Annotated in this window: 22 protein-coding genes; 7 read left to right on the top strand and 15 right to left on the bottom strand. The window is 50.3% G+C overall.

Features of this window, described 5'->3' with window-relative positions; all coding sequences use genetic code 11:
• Positions 1-56: 56 nt before the first annotated feature.
• From murC to H144_RS0125060, 12 genes are all read right to left on the bottom strand, one after another.
• Positions 57-1,463 (bottom strand): UDP-N-acetylmuramate--L-alanine ligase, encoded by a 1,407-nt coding sequence (gene murC / locus H144_RS0125115; protein ID WP_033403251.1) that lies wholly within the window; start codon positions 1,461-1,463, stop codon positions 57-59.
• A 14-nt stretch (positions 1,464-1,477) separates the two neighbouring features.
• A complete protein-coding gene (gene murG, locus H144_RS0125110) occupies positions 1,478-2,575 on the bottom strand; it encodes an undecaprenyldiphospho-muramoylpentapeptide beta-N-acetylglucosaminyltransferase (RefSeq protein WP_019944872.1) in 1,098 nt (365 codons plus the stop codon).
• A gap of 1 nt (position 2,576) precedes the next feature.
• Entirely contained in the window at positions 2,577-3,731 is a 1,155-nt protein-coding gene (locus tag H144_RS0125105) for an FtsW/RodA/SpoVE family cell cycle protein (protein ID WP_019944871.1), read from the bottom strand.
• A 66-nt stretch (positions 3,732-3,797) separates the two neighbouring features.
• On the bottom strand, positions 3,798-5,168 hold the full coding sequence (gene murD, locus H144_RS0125100) for a UDP-N-acetylmuramoyl-L-alanine--D-glutamate ligase (RefSeq protein WP_019944870.1): 1,371 nt from the start codon (positions 5,166-5,168) through the stop codon (positions 3,798-3,800).
• 127 nt (positions 5,169-5,295) lie between these two features.
• The gene (gene mscL / locus H144_RS0125095) at positions 5,296-5,628 is read right to left on the bottom strand and encodes a large-conductance mechanosensitive channel protein MscL (protein WP_019944869.1); all 333 of its coding nucleotides are present in this window, start codon (positions 5,626-5,628) and stop codon (positions 5,296-5,298) included.
• Positions 5,629-5,653: 25 nt separating this feature from the next.
• Positions 5,654-6,586 carry a DUF3078 domain-containing protein gene (locus tag H144_RS0125090; RefSeq protein WP_019944868.1) on the bottom strand — a complete coding sequence of 311 codons (933 nt, stop codon included), beginning with the start codon at positions 6,584-6,586 and terminating at the stop codon, positions 5,654-5,656.
• 99 nt (positions 6,587-6,685) lie between these two features.
• Entirely contained in the window at positions 6,686-7,285 is a 600-nt protein-coding gene (locus H144_RS0125085; RefSeq protein WP_019944867.1) for an RNA polymerase sigma factor, read from the bottom strand.
• A gap of 136 nt (positions 7,286-7,421) precedes the next feature.
• Positions 7,422-8,258 carry a translation elongation factor Ts gene (gene tsf / locus H144_RS0125080; protein ID WP_019944866.1) on the bottom strand — a complete coding sequence of 279 codons (837 nt, stop codon included), beginning with the start codon at positions 8,256-8,258 and terminating at the stop codon, positions 7,422-7,424.
• A gap of 183 nt (positions 8,259-8,441) precedes the next feature.
• Positions 8,442-9,260 (bottom strand): 30S ribosomal protein S2, encoded by an 819-nt coding sequence (rpsB, locus tag H144_RS0125075; protein ID WP_019944865.1) that lies wholly within the window; start codon positions 9,258-9,260, stop codon positions 8,442-8,444.
• 227 nt (positions 9,261-9,487) lie between these two features.
• On the bottom strand, positions 9,488-9,874 hold the full coding sequence (gene rpsI / locus H144_RS0125070) for a 30S ribosomal protein S9 (RefSeq protein WP_026350983.1): 387 nt from the start codon (positions 9,872-9,874) through the stop codon (positions 9,488-9,490).
• Positions 9,875-9,877: 3 nt separating this feature from the next.
• Positions 9,878-10,321 carry a 50S ribosomal protein L13 gene (gene rplM / locus H144_RS0125065; RefSeq protein ID WP_026350982.1) on the bottom strand — a complete coding sequence of 148 codons (444 nt, stop codon included), beginning with the start codon at positions 10,319-10,321 and terminating at the stop codon, positions 9,878-9,880.
• Between the two features lie 126 nt (positions 10,322-10,447).
• The gene (locus tag H144_RS0125060; protein WP_019944862.1) at positions 10,448-11,149 is read right to left on the bottom strand and encodes a hypothetical protein; all 702 of its coding nucleotides are present in this window, start codon (positions 11,147-11,149) and stop codon (positions 10,448-10,450) included.
• Positions 11,150-11,195: 46 nt separating this feature from the next.
• On the opposite strand from H144_RS0125060, the gene H144_RS0125055 reads away from it, so the two are divergent.
• From H144_RS0125055 to H144_RS0125030, 6 genes are all read left to right on the top strand, one after another.
• The gene (locus H144_RS0125055; RefSeq protein WP_229207989.1) at positions 11,196-11,954 is read left to right on the top strand and encodes a 3-keto-disaccharide hydrolase; all 759 of its coding nucleotides are present in this window, start codon (positions 11,196-11,198) and stop codon (positions 11,952-11,954) included.
• A 42-nt stretch (positions 11,955-11,996) separates the two neighbouring features.
• Complete coding sequence (locus tag H144_RS0125050; RefSeq protein ID WP_019944860.1) at positions 11,997-12,239, top strand: hypothetical protein; 243 nt, start codon at positions 11,997-11,999, stop codon at positions 12,237-12,239.
• Positions 12,236-12,649, top strand: a complete 414-nt coding sequence (locus H144_RS0125045; RefSeq protein WP_019944859.1) for a PIN domain-containing protein — start codon at positions 12,236-12,238, stop codon at positions 12,647-12,649. Before H144_RS0125050 ends, H144_RS0125045 begins: the two co-directional genes overlap by 4 nt.
• Positions 12,646-13,449: a Rossmann-like and DUF2520 domain-containing protein gene (locus H144_RS0125040; RefSeq protein ID WP_019944858.1), complete on the top strand. Its 804-nt coding sequence runs from the start codon at positions 12,646-12,648 to the stop codon at positions 13,447-13,449. The genes H144_RS0125045 and H144_RS0125040 overlap by 4 nt, the downstream gene beginning before the upstream one ends.
• Before the next feature lie 64 nt (positions 13,450-13,513).
• Positions 13,514-14,035, top strand: a complete 522-nt coding sequence (locus H144_RS0125035; protein ID WP_019944857.1) for a KdsC family phosphatase — start codon at positions 13,514-13,516, stop codon at positions 14,033-14,035.
• Between the two features lie 11 nt (positions 14,036-14,046).
• Positions 14,047-15,165 carry an acyltransferase family protein gene (locus H144_RS0125030; protein ID WP_229207988.1) on the top strand — a complete coding sequence of 373 codons (1,119 nt, stop codon included), beginning with the start codon at positions 14,047-14,049 and terminating at the stop codon, positions 15,163-15,165.
• Here the strand turns inward: H144_RS0125030 and H144_RS0125025 are convergent, their stop codons facing one another.
• Positions 15,166-15,993: a polysaccharide deacetylase family protein gene (locus H144_RS0125025; RefSeq protein ID WP_019944855.1), complete on the bottom strand. Its 828-nt coding sequence runs from the start codon at positions 15,991-15,993 to the stop codon at positions 15,166-15,168. It lies immediately after the preceding gene.
• Positions 15,994-16,037: 44 nt separating this feature from the next.
• Here H144_RS0125025 and H144_RS0125020 point away from each other — a divergent pair, with 44 nt between their 5' ends.
• Positions 16,038-17,258, top strand: coding sequence for a metallophosphoesterase family protein (locus tag H144_RS0125020; RefSeq protein WP_019944854.1), 1,221 nt, complete (start codon positions 16,038-16,040; stop codon positions 17,256-17,258).
• Between the two features lie 255 nt (positions 17,259-17,513).
• Here the strand turns inward: H144_RS0125020 and H144_RS0125015 are convergent, their stop codons facing one another.
• Both H144_RS0125015 and H144_RS0125010 read right to left on the bottom strand, forming a co-directional pair.
• Complete coding sequence (locus H144_RS0125015) at positions 17,514-17,900, bottom strand: TraR/DksA family transcriptional regulator (protein WP_026350981.1); 387 nt, start codon at positions 17,898-17,900, stop codon at positions 17,514-17,516.
• 190 nt (positions 17,901-18,090) lie between these two features.
• Positions 18,091-19,071, bottom strand: a complete 981-nt coding sequence (locus H144_RS0125010; RefSeq protein ID WP_026350980.1) for a pyruvate dehydrogenase complex E1 component subunit beta — start codon at positions 19,069-19,071, stop codon at positions 18,091-18,093.
• Positions 19,072-19,118: the final 47 nt, after the last annotated feature.

The raw sequence follows: 19,118 nt of genomic DNA, 5'->3' as shown, positions 1-19,118 counted from the left end.
AAAGCCATGAATAGTCAAATTTACGTAACATCTTAGTAATATTAAAAATGCTTTGACTAATTATTCGCAACTGGATTTTGCAGCATTTCGCGGATCGGGCCTACCAAAGTATCGATGTCGCCGGCGCCGATTGTAACCACAATATCCGTATTTAATTCTTTTAAAAGTTGTAAAACTTCTTCTTTTGCAACCAGTTGTTTGTCGGCGGTGGTCACTTTGTCCAGGATCATTTTCGAATCCACACCCTCGATCGGCAGCTCGCGTGCAGGGTAAATGTCGAGCAGCAACAGGCGGTCGGCCAATGACAAACTTTCTGCAAAACCATCCGCAAAATCGCGGGTACGCGTAAAGAGGTGCGGCTGAAAGATCGCCGTCACATGGCGGCCGGGGTACAAACCCTTCACCGACGTCAGGAACGCCTCGATTTCCGTAGGATGGTGCGCATAATCGTCTATGTACACATTTCCTTCCTCTTCCACCTGGTATTCGAAGCGGCGTTTTACGCCTCCGTAGCTTTCCAGCGCGTCCTTGATCTTCGCCGGCTCCACGCCGATATACAGTGCCACCGCGCTCGCCGCAACGGAATTTTCGATATTGTGGTAGCCCGGAATTTTCATTGCAATCCGCTCGATTACGCCACCGGGATATACCAGGTCGAAAACGAAGCGGGCATTTTCAATATGTATGTTTTCCGAATGGTAAGGCCCACTGTTCAGCGAGTAGGTAAATACCTTCGCTTTGCTGCTATCCGCTATTTCCAGCCCCTCGCGCATAAACAATGCGCCATTTTCATCGATCTGACTCACGTAATCGCGGAAAGATTCGAGCACGGCCTCGTGTTTGCCGTAAATGTCGAGGTGATCGGCGTCCGTAGATGTTACAATAGCAATCTCAGGGAATAATGTCAGGAACGAGCGGTCGAACTCGTCGGCTTCCACCACGCAGAATACCTCTTCCAGCTTGTCGGTAGGTTCGTTCAGGAGCAGGTTGGTGCCGTAGTTCTGCGTAATACCGCCCAGAAACGCCGTGCTGTTCACATGCGCGTGCCGCAGGATGTGCGCGACGAGCGACGACGTGGTGGTTTTCCCGTGTGTACCCGCAACGCCGATCGTCCGCAGGTTTTGGGTCAGTATCCCCAGTACCTGGGAGCGTTTCAGGATCATGAAATTTTCATCCCGGAAATAATGCATTTGCTTGTGCTGCACGGGCACGGCGGGGGTGTAAACGACGAGCGTCTGCTGTGAATCCGCTTTAAATTCCACCGGGATCGTGGATATTTCATCTTCCAGGGTCACCGGAATGCCTTCCTCTATGAGCTTAGCCACCAGCGGCGTCATGGTCTTATCATAGCCCGCCACTTCAAAACCATTGGCCTTGAACCACCGGGCGAGCGCGCTCATTCCGATCCCGCCTATTCCTACAAAAAAGATGTATTTCCAGTTTGTCACAGAGGATGACATCATATTCAAATCTTGGGTTACTGAATCAATTTTAATACTTCCGCGGCAATATCGTCGGCCGCGCTCGGGCGGGCCAGCTTGTTGATATTCGTCTGTAACTCGCGCTGGCGGGTCACGTCGTCGAGCAACGCCAGGGCCTGGTCCACCAGCTTTTCACGCGCATCCGAGTCCTTCACGAGAATAGCCGCATTGCTATCCACGAGGTTCATCGCATTCTTCGTCTGGTGATCTTCCGACGCATACGGAAATGGCACAAGAATGGACGGTTTCGCTGCAAGGCACAGCTCCGACACCGACAATGCCCCCGCGCGCGAAACCACCACATCGGCCACGGCATAGGCCAGGTCCATCGTGTAGATGAAGTCAAATGCCTTCACCCGGTCTGTTCCCAGCTTGTCAATGGCCGCTTTGGCTTTATCGATATCGTTTTTGCCCGTCTGCCACAATACCTGGTAACCTCCCTCCACGAGCTGGTCGAGACCGGCGGTAATACTTTCGTTGATCGAGCGCGCACCCAGGCTGCCGCCCATTACGAACAATGTTTTCAGGCGCTCGTCCAGCCCGAAATGCTCCAAAGCTGCCGCCCTTTTCAAATGCACGTAAGTAATATCGCTTCGCACCGGGTTGCCGAGCATCGTAATTTTCTCTTTCGGGAAAAATGCCTCCATACCGGGGTAGGCCACGCATATCTTCTGAGCCCTTTTGGCGAGCAGTTTATTGGTAATGCCCGCGTAAGAGTTTTGTTCCTGGATCAATGTCGGGATACCTGCCATGGAGGCCATCATCAGCAATGGCCCGCTGGCGAAACCGCCTACGCCCACGGCCACGTCGGGCCTGAAATCCCTGATCACCTCCCTGGCTTTCCGCAGGCTTCGGAGCATTTTAAAAGGCAGCGTAAGGTTTTCGATCGACAGGCTTCTCTTGATGCCCGCAATTGGCAGCCCTACGATCTGGTAACCTGCGCGGGGTACCTTCTCCATTTCCATTTTGCCCAAAGCTCCTACGAACAGGATTTCGGTATCCGGCTCACGGTGCTGCAATGCATTGGCAATGGCAATCGCCGGGTAAATATGCCCGCCGGTCCCTCCTCCGCTGATGATAATTCTTCTAGCCATATCAAATACGCTTTTCCTCGACGATCTCGCCCCGGCTTACGCTCAGGATCATGCCCATGGCGATGCCCGTAAACAGCAGCGACGTTCCGCCCTGACTGAAAAAAGGCAGCGTCTGCCCCGTCACCGGCACCAGCCCGACCGTCACGGCCATCGCCGAGAACGCCTGGCTCACGACAATGAATGTAAGCCCGGCCGACAGCAGCCCGCCGAACGGCCGCTTCGTGGCTTCGATCGCTTTGAGGCCGCGGTATAGTAAAATCAAATACAGGATAATCAATGCGGTACCGCCCAATGTGCCGTATTCCTCCACGGCTACGGCGAAAATGAAGTCCTTCTGCGGCTCGGGCAAAAAGCGGCGCTGCCGGCTTTTGGCAACACCCTCGCCATACAGCCCACCGCGGGCCATGGCCATATAGGATTGCTGAGATTGGTACACGACCACGTCTTTATCGAAGAAAGTGGAAATCCGGCTCTGCGCCGTCCCGGATCGCTGGGTGGAATTGAGCAAAATGGCGATTGTCGCGAAGAATACCAGTCCCAGCGCCGTGAAAGCCAGGTAATGCAGTGGCACCTTTCCTACGAACATCAGCAAAAAGCAAATGCCCGCCAGCATTACCGCCGTGGACACATTACTCACGAAAATCAGCCCGCACACGACGCCCACGAGCGCGAGCGGCTCCATAAACAGTTCCCGGGTATTCCAGCCCCCTTTGATATGCCTCGCCAGGATCAGCGACAAATGTGCCACCAATGCCACCTTGGCCCATTCGGACGGTTGAAAGCGCTGCCCGATCACGGGAATTTCGATCCACCGCGCCGCGTCGTTCACCGACCGGCCGAAGAACATCGTGAAGATCAGCAGGAGAATGGAACTCCACACCGCGAGCCGCGTGACGTACACGAACTTGATGTATGGCACCCGGTGTACGAAATACATCACGCCCAGCGAAAGCACGCACAGTAATGCATGCTTGTAAAGGTAATATTCGGTATTACCGTCCATCTGGCTGTATGCATCCTTGACGGACGCGCTGTACACGACCACGATGCTCCACATGAGCATGATAATGCATATTCCCCAAATCCAGGGGTCGCCTTTGAGGTTTTTGCTAAACCATGCCTGGGTATCCTCCCTTGTTTTGTTCAGGAAATCCATATTGTCTGGCGGCTAAGAATTTGTTGTCAGGTATTGTCGGGTATAGTCAGGTGTTGTCAGGGATGCTTACTGGATGAGAGTTCTGACAGCCGCTTTGAATTGATCCCCCCGGTCCTCGTAGTTTTTGAACAAATCAAAACTCGCGCAGGCGGGTGAAAGCAGAACGATATCCCCCGGCACGCCCCATTCCCGTCCTTTGTTAACGGCGTCCTGGACATCCTCGGTGGCATATATTTGCGGGACTTTGCCTGAAAAGTAATTTTCCAGCTTGGCCGGGTCTTTGCCCAGCACGATAAGTCCTTTCACTTTATTCCTAACCAGTTCCTCAATCTGCGAATAGTCGTTTCCTTTATCCACGCCACCGGCAATGAGGATAACCGGCTGCTCGAAACTGCCCAACGCGTAGAAAACGGAATCCACATTGGTCGCTTTCGAATCATTAATGTAAGTCACACCGCCGATCACTTCTACCTGCTCCAACCGGTGCGGCGCGTTGGTAAATGATTTCAACCCATCGCTGATTTTGCCCGCATCGATCCCCAGCAGTTGCGCCACCGAGATCGCCGACAATGCATTGATCGCATTATGCGGCCCTTTGATCGGCAGTTCACCCAATGCCTGTGCGAACGCATGGCCGTTGATATTCGAAATCAATTCCCCGTTTTCGAGGTACGAGCCCGATGCCAATGCATTATCCAGTGAAACCTCTACTTTTCCGACGGCAGGTTTCCGTTTTCCAAGCTCATTTTGGATTACCTCGCTTTCTTTGTAATAAATGAAATAATCCGCGGCGGTCTGGTTACGGATAATGTTGAATTTGGAATCGACATAATTCTGGAAATCATACCCATAACGATCGAGGTGATCGGGAGTGATATTCAGCAGAACGGAAATATAGGGGTGGAAATCCACAATGTTATCCAGCTGAAAACTGCTGATTTCCAATACATAATAATCAAACTGCTTTTCCGCGACCGCCCATGCGAAGCTGTCGCCGATATTACCGGCCAGGCCCACGTTCAGGCCGGCGGTTTTGAGTAAATGATAAGTCAGTAATGTGGTGGTTGTCTTGCCGTTACTGCCCGTAATGGCGATCAGTTTGGCATCGGTATAGCGCGAGGCGAATTCGATTTCCGAAATCACCGGAATACCTTTTTCCTTCAATGCGACAATCAGCGGCACCTTGTCGGGGATACCCGGACTTTTGATCACGAGGTCGCTTCCGAGAATGCGTTCTTCCGAATGCTGCCCTTGTTCGAATGGAATATTTTCACTGTTCAGAATGTCCGCGTACTTCTGATGCAACTGGCCCTTATCCGATAAAAAAACTTCAAACCCTTTGGATTTCGCAAGAATCGCGGCACCTGCGCCGCTTTCTCCGCCACCCAGAATAGTCACCTTTTTTTGCACAAGAATTGATTTAAGAACGTTGAACAAACTGCCTTAACCACGAAGGTAAATCTTTTGGCGAAAACTTCTTTTAATGCCTTACCAATAACTCGGATAAAAAAAGAGGCACAGGAAATATGCCTCTTTTTCGTCAATTATGAACATTTAACTAGTTCTACTCTTCCTTTTTCAATGATTCCGACAAACGCAGGCGGTTGGCCAGTTTCACGATCAGGAATATCACCCACGCGATGATCAGGAACTGGATCAATGTCTGGATGAAGTTACCGTACTTGATCGCCACCTCAGGCGTTTCGCCCACAGCTTCCTTCAATACGATTTTGAGCTGCGTAAAGTCAACGCCGCCGATGACCAGGCCAAGGATCGGGTTGATAATGTCTTCCACCAATGAGGTAGTGATTTTTCCGAATGCGGCACCAATTACCACACCGACAGCGAGGTCGAGCACATTGCCCTTTGCGATAAACGTTTTGAATTCCTGAAGCATAACAAGTTGAGGTTAGTTGATTGAATTAAAAGGCAAACAAAAAGCCTATGCTGAGGGCCTGAGCAAATTGGATCTTATTGCTCTGATCTTCGTCGTACACCATAATGGCACCCAGGTTCACATTGACATATTTATTGATTTTGGCCGTCAGCTGAGCGTCGAGGCGGTTATCGATATTCAATGGATGCTTGAAGCTGGAAAACAGCAGATAACGGAATTTCAGGTTCACATCTTTGGCGATGTCTTTGTCGAAGTTGGCTACCAGCTGGATCAATGCCGCTTCGTTACGGACCCTTTTCCCGATAGGTACGCCATAGTTCTTCTGATCGGGCGTGTTCACATACAAATCCTCGTCGATCACGATCGTCTGGCGCAATGCACCCGGCGCGAGATCGATGAAGAAGTAGGGAACCGGCCGGTATTCGATACCGATCGCCTCGGTGAGGTAAGCAGGCGCCAGAATGCCGGACACCTTTTTCTTGACATTGATCGAATCGGGATTGGAGGAATATTCATAACCGTTGCCGAACTGCGAGAGGAAGTTGACATTCGCGAAAAGGCTCCATTTGGCGGTCAGCTCGCGGTTATATTTCGTGTCAAAAAACAGCCTGTCGACATTCTTGCGGCTTTGCTGGCCTTTGTTGCGGACGATACCATACTGGCCCTGGAAGTCGTTCCGCCACGAGTTTTTACCTTTTTTTTGCTCGTTCAATGCATTCAGGAAAAGGCCTAATGCGATCGAGTTCACGCCCCCGCCCGTCCAGTTGGAGCTGAATGATCCCTGGTTGAGATTGGCACCGAATTCGATTTTATGCCAGGCCGTGTCGTTGGCGGTTTTCAGCTTGCCCGAGTTGATGGAATTACTGAGATCGACTTTATTTTGAGCGAAAGCCGGAATGCTGAGGAATGCGAGTAAAGTTAGAGCAATAAAGGATGTGCGTTGATGTTTTTCGTTCATTGTTAATGTGTTTAGTGGACCATACTCATTGATTTTTCATCGTTTTTCAGACTAGTAAATGAGGAGGCAGCGCTCAAAGTAAAGTAATTTTCGAAGCATTCAAAAGAAATCCATGCCTCCTGAAAGTTTCTGATACCACTTACGGAGCTTCCTGCGCGACCGTAAAAGCCGCATTTTGGTCGCACTTTCTGTCGCTTCGCAAAACCGTGCGATGTCGCGGATACTCCGGTCGTCGAGGTACCGGAGGTAGATCACAGCCTTGTCTTCGACGCGGAGCCGGTTCAGGGCTGCCTTTAGTGCCGGCAGGTCGAACTCGTCGTCGCCCAGTGCGGACAGCACCGGACTTTCGCCCTGCTCAATGGCGGGCACTTCGCCGGTGACGATGATTCCCTTGCGCCCGCTTATGCGAGCGACGTCGAGGCAATGGTTATGGGTAATAGTAAAAAGCCAGGTGGAGAATTTGGCACCGGTTTTGAAGGTGCCCATTTTGTTGACGAGCTTGACAAACACGTCCTGCATAATGTCTTCGGCGCGTTCTTCGTTGCGGGTGAGCGAGAAACATTTCTGGTAAACTTTGAGGGCATACCGTTCGTATAGCTCTCTGAAATAACGGTTATCCCTTGATTCGAGGAAAAGTCTAACTAGTTCTTCGTCCGTAGACCGATACTCCGGACAGAAATTCTTCCAAATTTCAACCATTTTGACTGATGAAAAGCCGCGGATAGCGTGTGCTGTAAACTAAATTGCATTTATCTTTTTGTAAATATGAAAAAAAACGCCTGGTATACAAATTAGATACCAGGCGTTGTCAATATATTTTATGTATGAAACTGGCTTAGCCGCCGATCGATACACGTTTGAATGTAGAAACTGTCAAACCTTTGGCAGTTTTTTCCAGCAGCTGACGGATCGTCAATGACGAATCTTTTACGAACTCCTGGTTCAGCAGGGTGCTGTCTTTGTAGAACTTCTGCAATTTACCCTGAGCGATTTTCTCAAGCATTGCCTCAGGCTTGCCTTCCGCGCGAGCCTGCTCTTTACCTACTTCGATTTCGCGCTCGATGGTAGCAGCGTCGATGCCGTCTTTGTCGAGGGCAACCGGCTTCATTGCAGCGATCTGCATCGCCACATCTTTGCCCAGATCAGCCACGTCCGCACCGTTCACACCGGTGAATGCTACCAACACGCCCAACTTACCGTTTGAGTGGATGTAAGGGACAACCTGCTCAGCCGATACGTTTTCGTAAGCGCTGATTTCCAGTTTCTCGCCCAGTTTACCTGTCAGCTCCACCATATGCTCGCTTACCGGACGGCCATCAGCCAAAGTTGCTGCCAAAAGGGCATCTTTGTCGGCGATGTTATCCGCTACTGCTTTGTCAAGGATAGACTGCGCAAGGTTTTTGAAATCTTCTACGTTCGATACGGGCTCAGTTTCGCAAGCGAGGGCAACGAGTTTACCGTTAGAACCGTCAGCGCTGATGTTGATCAGTACAGTTCCTTCCGATACAGCGTTGTCGGCACGTTTTGCGGCTACTTTTTGTCCTTGTTTACGGAGAATATCAACGGCTTTGTCGAAATCGCCATCTGCTTCCTGCAGGGCTTTTTTACAATCCATCATGCCTGCGCCGGTCATCTGGCGGAGTTTGTTTACATCTTGTGCGGTAATTGCCATGATCGTGATAAATATTATGTATTAATGTTTTGTGGCGCGGGACCCGTTAACCGCCGATTATGAAATGGTTAAGGAATCCCGACTCGTGAACTTTAAAAAAATGTAGCCCATAGCAAGAGGCCATGGGCTACGGTATATGTCAAGTATGGTGCGGCATTTGAAAACTACACCATATTGCCCTTTTTACTCTTCGTCGGATTCAGCAACCTCAGCTTCTGCGGCTACTTCGGCGCGAGGGGCTGCCTCTTCGCCTTTGTCAGCTGCGCGTTTTGCTTCTTCTTCCTCTACCAGGCGCTGATCGTCCTTATCTTGTTTGCGTTCCATCAAACCTTCTTCGATAGCCTTACCGATCGCGAGGGTAATCAAAGAGATCGCTTTGTAAGCGTCATCGTTTGAAGGGATCGGGAAGTCAACCAATTCAGGGTTTGAGTTGGTATCGCAGATCGCAAAAATAGGGATGTTCAATCTTTTCGCTTCTGCTACCGCAATGTGCTCGCGTTTTACATCAACGATGAAAAGTGCTGCCGGAAGGCGAGTAAGGTCTGCTACACCACCCAATACTCTTTCCAGTTTCTCCTTTTCACGTGTAAGCATCAGGCGTTCTCTTTTCGCAATATTGCTAACCGTGGATTCGTCTTTGAGCATCTTCTCAAGAGTCTGCATTTTTTTCAAAGACTTGCGAATCGTGCCGAAGTTTGTAAGCATACCACCCAACCAGCGATCGGTCACGTAAGGCATTTTAAGGCGTTTTGCCTCTTCCGTTACGATTTCCTGCGCTTGTTTTTTAGTAGCAACAAACATGATCTTACGTCCTGAACGAACGATCTGTTTCAATGCAGCCTCAGCCTCATTGATGCAGCTCAAAGTTTTGTTCAGGTCAATGATGTGGATACCGTTCTTCTCCATGAAGATATATGGAGCCATCCGGGGATCCCACTTGCGGGTAAGGTGACCAAAGTGGACACCTGCATCCAATAGTTCTTTATATTCTATTTGTGCCATTGCCAAATTTGATTAAAAATATTTTTAGACTTGTTACGCAGCACGAAGCATCGGGCACGATAAGCGACGTCTGGACAATTTTTTGTCATTTGTTGTCAGGTATTGTCATTGATAGTCATGTGTTGTTTTAATTGAGAAAAACATAAATGACTCTTCATGACCACTCCTGACTACACTTGACTCTTCTGACCACTGCGTGACCATTTCTGACCACACATGACCATTTATTAACGTTTCGAGAACTGGAATCTTCTGCGAGCTTTCCGGCGTCCGTATTTCTTACGCTCAACCATACGTGGGTCGCGGGTAAGGAATCCTTCTTTCTTCAATGGTCCGCGGTTCTCAGCATTGTATTCAACCAGTGCGCGTGAAACCGCCATACGGATTGCTTCCGCCTGGCCTGAAATTCCACCGCCTCTTACGTTTACTTTGATGTCATAACCATTTCCACCTGAGATCGTAGCGAAAGGCTGTTGCAGAACGATCTGGTGTACTTCAAATGGAAAATATTCTTTGTAATCGCGGCCGTTTACTTTGATATCTCCTTTGCCTGGCACCATGTAAATACGTGCCACAGCTGTTTTTCTTCTACCTATTGTGTTGATCACTTCCATGAATTACAATTGGATTTGCTTTGGTTGCTGTGCGCTGTGCGGGTGTTCTGCGGCAGCGTAAACAAACAGGTTTGTAAATAAACGACGTCCCAAACGGTTCTTTGGAAGCATACCTTTTACGGCTTTCTCGATCACACGCTCAGGGTGTTTTTCGAGCAACTCACGGGGAGTCTGGAAGCGTTGACCTCCTGGGTAACCTGTGTGGCGAACATAAACTTTGTCCGTCATTTTCTTACCTGTCAACTTGATTTTGTCGGCGTTGATAACAATTACGTTATCTCCACAATCCACATGAGGAGTGTAGCTTGCTTTGTGTTTGCCTCTGATAATTTTCGCAACTTCACTGGCCAAACGACCTAGAACTGCATTCTCAGCATCCACAACAATCCACTCCTTGTTTACTGTGTTTTTGTTCGCCGAGATGGTTTTGTAGCTTAACGTATCCACGATTAACAAAAAAATTAAATTGATTTTCAATTATTTACACTGTAACAAGACAGTCCATCGCAAAATGGGAGTGCAAATATAGAGTTTAACAAATTGAATTACAAGTATGTTTGAGAAATTCATTTGTCAATTCCCTATTGCAAAGGCCAATGCCACGTAGGGAAGACCGTAAACGTCGGACACATGTCGCTGGTTGTTATCGAGGTAAACATGGAAACCGTCCGCCCGGGTGGTCCGGTAAGCAACCCTTCCATAGGTGTACCCGACCTTCACCCCGACCGTCCGCCAGGCACGGAACCGCACGAATGCTTCCGACTGTCCGCTGTTACGGCGCAGCAGCAGCGGCAATGCATTGGCAATCGTGGGCCGTGTAGCCAGCCAGGTTTCGTAATGTGCCCCGCCGGTACCGGGGTTTGCAGAAGTCTTTTCGTAGAAGCCGCGTCGTTTGCCGCCGTAGGTAATGGCCGCCAGGTCGGTATCCACACCGATATCGAACTTGCCGAATACGAGGGTAATGCCGGCCAGAACGCTCAGGCCGTTCAAGGACGTGTTGCGGTATTCCAGGAAATCCTGCGTACCGGCGACGCTTTTGGTGTAAAGGTTCGCCCTGCCGCCATAATATCCCCATGTCCGGAAGCCCAGCCCCAGCCGCAGCCATGGCAGCCTGTTCGGGCCGATTTCCTCGTGGTACATGATCGAAGGCGCCAGCGTGTTGCTCCCGAATGCCGCGCCTACATCGACCCCGCCCGAAATCGCGGAAGCGTACTGTGCGTGTGTGACGGTAGATTTCAGTATTAAAATGACGACCAGTACTTTTAAAATTTTCATAGTGCGAACCCGTGGTTTGAAAAAATGTATGTTAATCGATCAAAGAATGAATGCCATCTTTTTTACAATAATAGCTGTTGCCGCCAAGAAATTGCGCGATAACCGTTCGCAAGCGGTCATATTGCTGTTTTTGGCGCTGCCGAACACCCATTTGTATGCCCAGCTCAGCGATCACCTGAAATTTGTCCCGCTCTTTAACGGTAAGGACCTGAAAGGCTGGGTGGATGTGAATACCTCCAAGGAAACCTGGAAAGTCAAAGACGGCACCCTCATCTGCTCCGGCAAGCCGATCGGCGTGATGCGTTCCGATAAGCAATACGAAAACTTCATCCTCGAAGTGGAATGGAAGCATATGGAAGCCGGCGGCAATTCGGGGGTATTCATATGGAGCGAAGGCACTCCCCAGGAACACGATCCGCTCACGAAGGCGATCGAAGTACAAATGTTGGAACTCGAATATGCTCCCCAGCACAACGCGACGGAAGATTACGTCCACGGCGAGCTCTTCCCGACCATGGGCATGACGGCCATTCCCGACAACCCGCGCGGCATCCGCAGCAAATCCCTCGAAAAGCGCTGCAAAGGCAAAGGCGAATGGAACAAATATGTGGTCGTGGCCGTGGACGGTACGGTGAAGCTATCCGTCAACGGCAAATTCGTGAACGGCCTCCGCGCCTCCGAACGCAAGAAAGGCTACATCTGCCTCGAAGCCGAAGGCGCCGAGATCCATTTCCGGAATATGCGGATCATGGAGCTGCCGGGCGGCATTACCACGCCGGAGCAGGTGGCGCCGGTGGTGGATTGAGGAAAAATATTATATTAGCATGAATTACCAACTGAAAACGTCATGCAGCAAACATTTCAGGTAAACGCATCCGACCTTGATAACCGTTTTATAAAGTCGGTTCAGGATATTTTTGGCAACAGAAAATTGAAGATCGTGGTGGAAGATATTGCGGAGAGCAATGAGTATAAAGATGCTCTTCTAGACAGCTTATTTGGCAGTTGGGAAGGTGAGGAAAGTGCGGAAGAACTTGTAAAGATGATTTATTCAAGTCGTAATGATTCACCACGGGACGTTGAACTATGAATCAATATCTACTAGACACCAATATTTGCATACACTATCTGAAAGGACACTTTGACTTGAAAAAGAAAGTCCATCAAATTGGTCGCATTAATTGCTACATCTCCGAGATCACCATTGCAGAACTATTATATGGTGTTGAAAATAGCTCACCCGCCAGGTATGAGGAGAACCTAAAAAGAGTACGCGGGTTTGAATTGGCCTTTTCCTCCCAAACCTTGCCCACTATTACAGGCTTTTCACTTTATGCCAGAGAAAAAGCGAGATTGAGAAAAAGCGGTCGGAATGTCGGTGACTTTGACTTATTAATTGGCGCTACCTCACTACGCTACAACCTTACTCTCGTAACCCGAAACACAAAAGATTTTATACACCTGGCTGGTATTCGGCTGGAAAACTGGATAGATAATTGAAAATCTCCTTCATCGGTGCCGGGAATGTGGCCTGGCATCTGGCGCAGGCGTTCGAGGACGCCGGGCACTGGATTTGCGAGGTGTATAGCCGCGACACGCAAAAAGCGCGTCAGCTGGCCTCTTCCTTGTATGATACCAACATCCAGCCCGACCTCAATTTCTCGGAAAGCGAAGCCGAAATAATCGTGATCGCCGTGACGGACGATGCCATCGAGAGCGTTATCCAGCGCATTGTCCTGCCCGAAGGCGTGATCCTCGTCCATACATCGGGCACGCGCTCGCTGGCTGAATTTCAGAAACTTGTGGAAATTTATAGCGACGTATATGTCCACACGGGCGTGTTCTATCCTTTGCAGACGTTTACAAAAGGCATCGAGATGGATTACAGCGAACTCCCGTTCTGCATCGAGTCACGGAACGAGCTGATCGAAGGTAAGCTCATGCAGCTCGCTTCGAGCGTGAGCGACAATGTGACGCGTATGGATTCCGACGAGCGCTTTATTTTGCATGTGGCCGCTGTTTTCGCGAGCAATTTCACCAATTACATGCTCACGATCTCGCATGACCTCCTCGAACGCGAGCAGCTTAGCTTCGATCTCTTGAAACCGCTCATTCAGACGACGATTTACAAAGCCATGTTATCCGACGACCCCGCTATCGGCCAAACCGGGCCCGCACGGCGCGGCGACTGGAAAACGACCGCCCGCCATCTCGAATATTTACAGGAAACGAATGAGGACTACACAGAAATCTATCGCCTGCTGACCGACAAAATCCGCAACCTCTACATTTCAAAATAATAAGTAGCCGCACCGTCACGAAAAAAGTTCGGCTATATTTGCGGGATTCACAATTCGGCTATTCATGAATTCGACTCTAACGGAACGTTTCAAGCGCATTACCACCTTTATTTTTGATATCGACGGCGTCATGACCGACGGCAGTGTCATCGCCCTCGAAACCGGCGAGCAGCCCCGCATTTTCAATGTTCGCGACGGCTATGGTATAAACCGGGCGATCAAAATGGGCTACCGCGTGGCGATCATCTCTGCGCAAAGCCAGGTAGGCGTCCGCAAACGGCTCGAATACCTGGGCGTAACGGACATTTTCATCGGTACCTCGCCCGACGGGAAGCTCCCCGTTTTCAAAAAATACCTCGCGGAAACCGGCCTTACCGAAGACGAGATCGTGTTCATGGGCGATGACCTGCCCGATTACGAGGTCATGCGCACGAGCGTCATGGGCGCCTGCCCGGCCGACTCCGCCGACGAGATCCTCGCCATTGCCGATTATATTTCCCCAAAGAACGGCGGCCGCGGCGCCGTCCGCGACCTGATCGAGCAGGTCTTGAAAGTGCAAGGGAAATGGATGGCCTGGTTTGAATAAAAAGCTTGGTGGTGGACAACAAAAAGCGCTATTTCCCGAACCTGAACGGTATCCGTGCCATTGCGGCGACACTGGTGGTATTTCACCACCTCGAACAAGCCAAGCATGCGCTGGGTATCGCCAATATATATGATGTGCCCATTATCCAGCACGCCGGAAGGCTTGGCGTGGGACTATTCTTTGTATTGAGCGGTTTTCTGATCACCTATTTGCTCCTGGAAGAACGGGGTCGCTTTGGCGATGTCGACACAAAAAAATTCTACCTGCGCCGCGTATTCAGGATCTGGCCGGTTTACTTCATCATCATCGGGTTATCCTTCTTCGTTTTTCCGCATATCCCTATTTTCGACTACCCCGGCGTGGAAGAAAAACTAACGGTAAACCTGCCCGAGCGGCTGACATTGTTGTTACTGGTTCTGCCAAACTTCGCATTTGTCCTCTACGATCTGCCCTACTGGTGCGCGCAGACGTGGTCTATCGGCGTGGAGGAGCAATTTTATTACCTGTGGCCGTGGCTGATCAAATATCCCAAAAAACGGGTGCCGATTTTCCTCTTCTTCCTTTTGCTAACAGCAGGCCTGCTCTACCTGGGGCTTGAAATGGTTGATCCTTCGGAAGAAACCCGCAAGTCGATGATCACGACGTTCCTTGGCCAGTTCCGTATCCAGACGATGGCGCTGGGCGGCTTGTGCGCGTGGCTGGTTTACCATGGCAAAGCGAAGTTTCTGAACTTTATATTTAGAAAGGACGTGCAGATTGTCGCCTACGTGATGCTGCTCGCATTGTTCTTCTCCGGCGTGCATTTCTTTGGGTTCCTGGAAGTGTACGCGCTCTTCTTCGCATTTTTCGTGCTCAATGTGTCCTGCAATCCGAACACAATCGTGCATTTAGGACACCCGGTGATGGATCATTTAGGGAAGATTTCATATGGCTTGTACATTTACCACGTAGCTGTGATTGTGGTAATTATCAATCTCTTCGAAACATACGCGCCGGGCTGGCGTGATATGAGCTATCAGGCTATTCTATACGTGTTAAGCTTCGTCGGTTCGGTCGCGGTGGCTACTTTTTCTTTTAATTATATTGAAAAACCGCTCCTCGCATACAAGGACCGCAAGTTCGGTCGCTAGTTATTTCACTTCCGGGAGCTCCGACATCGTGTAGAATTTCAATCGCTGCTTATCGGCTTCACGTAAAACCGCAGCCAGAAAGCTTACATTAAAACCATATCTGCCATTCTGAGGAGCGCTGTACAACGGTTCATGCCCGAAAACCATCAACGCAGTGCCATTTTCTTTCGCTTCCAGGATAGCCTCGGCGATTTCCTCTTCGGTAACCTCGTCGTAATCGATCATCAAGGCATCCACTTTTTGCTCTCCATTGAATGTGTAATAAACCGCACTCATCCAGCGGGGCGGCCATGCGTAGAGCTGGAATCCTTTGAATTTCCTTCTTGAAATGGCCACATCCCGCAACGTCGTAAAGCCTTGGGCCAAAAGTACCGAATCGACGCGATCGTTGTGGTTCCCACCCGGATGCGCGTAGGAAGTCGGTTTGAAACCGGCCGCGTGCATATGCCGCAAACCGGGTTCTATTTCTGTCTCAATGTACCCCTTCGGACCGCCTGCATCCATGAGCTCCGTGGATTTCGCGTGGACGGTGCCGTGGAACCCGATTTCGTGGCCTTCTTTTTCAAGCTGTTTCAGCATGGCCACCTCTTCGGCATTCAGGCTGTCGGGACAGGTGATGAAGAATGTCGCTTTGGCATTATATTTCTGGAATAACGGCCTGAGCTCGTACCACTCCTTGATAAAATGATCGTCAAATGAAATGGCGATGCCGCCCGCGCCGGACTGTCCGGATGGGCTTCCACAGCCAAAGAACGCCCCGGTTATTGCTACTAGCAGCAGCCCGCGCAATCCGTTCAATGCATTGGAAGCGATTTTAATGTATTTCAAAACTTCGGAAATGATCTGTTATTTTCGCTAAATTAATGACACGGATGAAAATACTGCACACCGCCGACTGGCATATCGGCAAAAAGCTCGATAACTTTTCCCGCCTCGAAGAGCAACGCCTCGTACTGGAAGAAATCTGCGAGATCGCCGAGCGCGAAGCCGTAGACGCGGTCGTCATCGCCGGCGATTTGTTCGATAACTTCAACCCATCGTCGGAAGCAACCGAGCTTTTGTACAGCACATTATACCGCCTGTCCGCCAACGGCACCCGCGCAGTCATCGCCATTGCGGGCAACCACGATTCCCCCGAGCGCATACAGGTACCCGACGCCCTCGCCAAGGTTTGCGGCATTCTGTTTGTGGGCTTCCCCAACACGGAAATCAAGCCATTTTGTACGCAGGGAAAAGTGGAAATTATCAAAACCGCACCCGGGTTTATAGAAATCAAGTTGCCCAATGCTCCGTTCCCCTTGCGCATACTGCACACGCCCTACGCGAACGAGCAACGTTTGAAGACATTCCTCGGGGTCGAGGAATCGGAAGAAGCATTACGCGTGCACTTGCAGGAGCATTGGCAGCAACTTGCCGACGAATACCTGGACAACAACGGCTTCAACCTTTTAGCAACGCATTTGTTCGTCATGCAGAAAGGCGGCCCGATGCCCGAGGAACCCGACGACGAGCGCCCGATCCTGCATATCGGCGGCGCGCAGGCCATTTACACGGAAAACTTCCCCAAGCAGGTCCATTATATCGCATTGGGCCATTTGCACCGCTTTCACCAGGTAGATAAGGTACCCGCACCCGCCGTATATTCCAGCAGCCCGCTGGCGTACAGCTTTTCGGAGTCCAATCAAACGAAATACGTGATCCTGATCGAAGCGGAAGCCGGCAAGCTCGTCGGTTATACGCCCATTGAATTGTTAAAAGGCAAGAAGCTCCGCCGCAAGAGTTTTCACAGCATCGACGAGGCCATTGAATGGCTCGGCGAGCACCCGGAGGATCTGATCGAGCTTACTATCATTTCGGACAATTATCTTGAAGCCTCAGACAAAAAGCGGGTCATGGAAGCGCATTCGGGCATTGTGCAGATTATTCCGCAGATCAAGCGAAGCGAAGTGGCGGATACTTCGTCGGAAGTGGATTTGTCGCTGAGTATGGAGAAGCTGTTTCAGGAGTATTTCAAATCTAAAAACAAAGGCCAGGAGCCGTCAGAAGGCTTAATGGAGGTCTTTCGGGAAGTGCTCGGCAGCGAAGCGGAATAAAAGCTCCGGAGGAGCAACCTGTTTATAGACGTTAGGAGTCTCCTAGCGGAGACCACATTATCCCGTAACGCACCTTTGCTACAAACAGGGGCCACTCTGTGGCCGCACATCGCGTGACGTTCTGCCTTTCGCTATAACCAGTAGGCCACTCCGTGGCCTCGCACTCGCTCATTTTGTATCAACTCTCAAAACATAAAAAAGCGGGCTACCCCTTTTGGAATAACCCGCTCTCCGTCCTATTTGGTTTTGATGAAATCAGCTAGCTCTTCTAAGCTTTGCCTCAATGGTTTGCTGTGTATGCGGTACGATGCGCAGACGCTCTTTCGGGATCAGTTTCCCCGTATCGATGCAGACGCCATAGGTACCGTTTTTAATGCGGATCAGCGCGTTTTCGAGCTGTACCGAATATTTCTGAAGGCGTGCGGCCAACTGGCTCAAATTTTCGCGCTCACTGGCGTCAGCACCGTCTTCCACTAATTTGGCAGCGCCCGCAGTTACGTCCGTGCCGCTATCGTTTTTCTTGCTAAGTCCTGTTTTAATGTATTCGAGCTCACTTCTTGTCGCTTCCAGCTTCCCACGGATCAGCTCTTCAAACTCCTTTAATTCTTCCTCTGAGTATCTTGTTCGTTCTTCTTGCATAATCTGAATTGATTTGTTAGTCTACATCAAGGAGCGTTCAAAGCACAAAAGTACTAGTATTCTGCCTATTTCGGAATAGTATTTAATTAATAACCACTTTCAAATGAGAAACTTACTAACACTGACATCAGGGAATATAACCAACAAAGCCAAAACCTGGTTCGGTAATGGCTTTGCTATGAATCTCTGAGGATTACTTGTAAAGGACCGATTTCACGGCGTCCACCGTCCGCTTCACGTTCGGCAGGATCTCCTCGATCAGCGTCGGCGCGTATGGAAGAGGTACATCGCGGCTCGTCACGCGGATCACCGGTGCGTCCATATAATCAAATGCGTGGCGCTGAATGTGGTAAGCGATTTCCGAAGAAATAGAAGCCAGAGGCCAGGCTTCTTCTACCACCACACAGCGGTTGGTTTTCTTAACTGATTCAATCACAGCAGGATAGTCGATCGGGCGAACGGTGCGCAAATCGATTACTTCTACGTCGATGCCCTCTTTTTCCAGTTGAAGCACCGCCGGCATCACCACGCGGGGGATCATTTTACCGAAAGAAACGATCGTTACGTCTTTGCCCTGGCGTTTGATATCGGCTTTGCCCAGCGGGATGAGGTATTCTTCCTCGGGAACAGCCATTTTATCCCCGTACATCAGCTCCGATTCCATGAAGATCACGGGGTTGTTGTCACGGATAGACGATTTCAGCAAGCCTTTCGCGTCGTAAGGGTTCGAAGGAACGACCACTTTGAGGCCCGGCGTATTCGCAAACCAGTTTTCGAAGTTCTGCGAGTGCTGCGCCCCCAGCTGACCTGCATTACCGGTCGGTCCGCGGAACACGATCGGACAGCCGTACTGGCCGCCTGACATCGAAAGAATTTTCGCCGCACTGTTGATGATCTGGTCGATCGCCACGAGCGAGAAGTTGAATGTCATGAACTCGACGATCGGACGCAGGCCGTTTCCGGCAGCACCCACCGCGATCCCCGCAAAGCCGAGCTCCGCGATAGGCGTATCGATCACGCGGTCGGGACCGAACTCATCGAGCATTCCCTGACTCGCCTTATAAGCACCGTTGTATTCCGCAACCTCCTCACCCATCAAAAAAATACTCTTGTCAAGGCGCATCTCTTCCGACATAGCGTCGCGAATGGCATCTCTAAATGCTATTTCTTTCATTCGTAATTCTGATAATTATTAATTCTTAGAAGAAACCACCGCATAAT

Origin of the sequence: Dyadobacter beijingensis DSM 21582 (assembly GCF_000382205.1) — a bacterium.
Classification (GTDB): Bacteria; Bacteroidota; Bacteroidia; order Cytophagales; family Spirosomataceae; genus Dyadobacter; species Dyadobacter beijingensis.
The sequence above is the reverse complement of the archived record's forward strand: the minus strand, read 5'-3'. Positions and strand labels throughout refer to the sequence as shown.

Coding starts and splice junctions, on each gene's coding strand:
- murC (WP_033403251.1), bottom strand. CDS start 1,463: ATGATGTCATCCTCTGTGACAAACTGGAAATACATCTTTTTTGTAGGA.
- murG (WP_019944872.1), bottom strand. CDS start 2,575: ATGGCTAGAAGAATTATCATCAGCGGAGGAGGGACCGGCGGGCATATT.
- H144_RS0125105 (WP_019944871.1), bottom strand. CDS start 3,731: ATGGATTTCCTGAACAAAACAAGGGAGGATACCCAGGCATGGTTTAGC.
- mscL (WP_019944869.1), bottom strand. CDS start 5,628: ATGCTTCAGGAATTCAAAACGTTTATCGCAAAGGGCAATGTGCTCGAC.
- H144_RS0125090 (WP_019944868.1), bottom strand. CDS start 6,586: ATGAACGAAAAACATCAACGCACATCCTTTATTGCTCTAACTTTACTC.
- H144_RS0125085 (WP_019944867.1), bottom strand. CDS start 7,285: ATGGTTGAAATTTGGAAGAATTTCTGTCCGGAGTATCGGTCTACGGAC.
- tsf (WP_019944866.1), bottom strand. CDS start 8,258: ATGGCAATTACCGCACAAGATGTAAACAAACTCCGCCAGATGACCGGC.
- rpsB (WP_019944865.1), bottom strand. CDS start 9,260: ATGGCACAAATAGAATATAAAGAACTATTGGATGCAGGTGTCCACTTT.
- rpsI (WP_026350983.1), bottom strand. CDS start 9,874: ATGGAAGTGATCAACACAATAGGTAGAAGAAAAACAGCTGTGGCACGT.
- H144_RS0125060 (WP_019944862.1), bottom strand. CDS start 11,149: ATGAAAATTTTAAAAGTACTGGTCGTCATTTTAATACTGAAATCTACC.
- H144_RS0125055 (WP_229207989.1), top strand. CDS start 11,196: ATGAATGCCATCTTTTTTACAATAATAGCTGTTGCCGCCAAGAAATTG.
- H144_RS0125050 (WP_019944860.1), top strand. CDS start 11,997: ATGCAGCAAACATTTCAGGTAAACGCATCCGACCTTGATAACCGTTTT.
- H144_RS0125045 (WP_019944859.1), top strand. CDS start 12,236: ATGAATCAATATCTACTAGACACCAATATTTGCATACACTATCTGAAA.
- H144_RS0125035 (WP_019944857.1), top strand. CDS start 13,514: ATGAATTCGACTCTAACGGAACGTTTCAAGCGCATTACCACCTTTATT.
- H144_RS0125020 (WP_019944854.1), top strand. CDS start 16,038: ATGAAAATACTGCACACCGCCGACTGGCATATCGGCAAAAAGCTCGAT.
- H144_RS0125010 (WP_026350980.1), bottom strand. CDS start 19,071: ATGAAAGAAATAGCATTTAGAGATGCCATTCGCGACGCTATGTCGGAA.